Source organism: Streptomyces sp. TAA486 (genome assembly GCF_000426165.1).
In genome coordinates this window covers 1-915 of record NZ_AUEV01000012.1, presented here as the reverse complement: position 1 = coordinate 915, position 915 = coordinate 1, and the positions used below count along the sequence as shown (strand labels likewise).

The following is a 915-nucleotide window of genomic DNA, read 5'->3' as shown; positions in this document are numbered from 1 at the left end:
CCCTGACCATACGGACGCCGGCCACCACTCCCGCCCCGCTCATCATCCCGGCGGGGCCCACGCGGTCCGTCATCCCGGCGGCCCTGGCGCGGCCCATCATCCCGGCGGGGCCCACGCGAGCTGTCGTCCCTGCGGCCCTGGCGCGGCCCGTCAGAGCTGCCCATGTCCGGTCGGTGCCCGCCGCCGCGGCTCTCGCCCCGCCTCTCCGGCTGGCCCTTCTTCTCGTCGCTCCGCCCACCTGGACGGAAGCCACCCCCGCGCGGGCGGTCCCGGTCCTTCCGCTCGTCACGCCGGTCATCTCGACGTCCGTCATCACGCCGGTAGCCGCTCCGTCCACGGTTCTCGCCGCTTCCCGCGCGCCCATCGCGCCTTCCCCCACGGGGCCGGTCGTCGCCGCTCCCCGGACCGGACCGACGAGGACGGGACTCAGGCCGATCGTCTGGCGAATCGGTGGACATCGACGTGACTCCTGTCTGCCGTACGGACCTCTCTGCCAGGCCCGCACAATTGCAATATCGAAAACAAAAAAGCCCGTGGCCCACAGCGCATGCACGCTGTGGGCCACGGGCCCTTAATAGGAGTTCGGCGGTGACCTACTCTCCCACACGCTCCCGCATGCAGTACCATCGGCGCAGTAAGGCTTAGCTTCCGGGTTCGGAAAGTAACCGGGCGTTTCCCTCACGCTATGACCACCGAAACACACCCCCAGCACCAGCCGGGGAAACTCATGTGTGTGTCAGCGCACTCTTCAATTAGAACCGGCAAACAACAACGGTTGTTGTTTCAGATACCGCACAGTGGACGCGAGCAAAAAGAATCTGTGGTCAAGCCCTCGGCTTATTAGTACCGGTCAACTCCAACCCTCACGGGTCTTCCATATCCGGCCTATCAACCCGGTCATCTCCCGGGAGCCTT

The 915-nt window shown here is 66.2% G+C and carries 1 protein-coding gene and 2 rRNA genes; all 3 read right to left on the bottom strand.

Annotation, left to right across the window (positions count from 1 at the left end):
* Positions 1-337, bottom strand: a 337-nt coding sequence (locus I004_RS40345) for a hypothetical protein (protein WP_486580026.1), incomplete at its 3' end; no start/stop codon positions are given.
* A 243-nt stretch (positions 338-580) separates the two neighbouring features.
* Positions 581-697 (bottom strand): 5S ribosomal RNA (gene rrf, locus I004_RS0116055).
* A gap of 123 nt (positions 698-820) precedes the next feature.
* Positions 821-915, bottom strand: a 23S ribosomal RNA gene (locus I004_RS0116050); the annotation flags it as partial.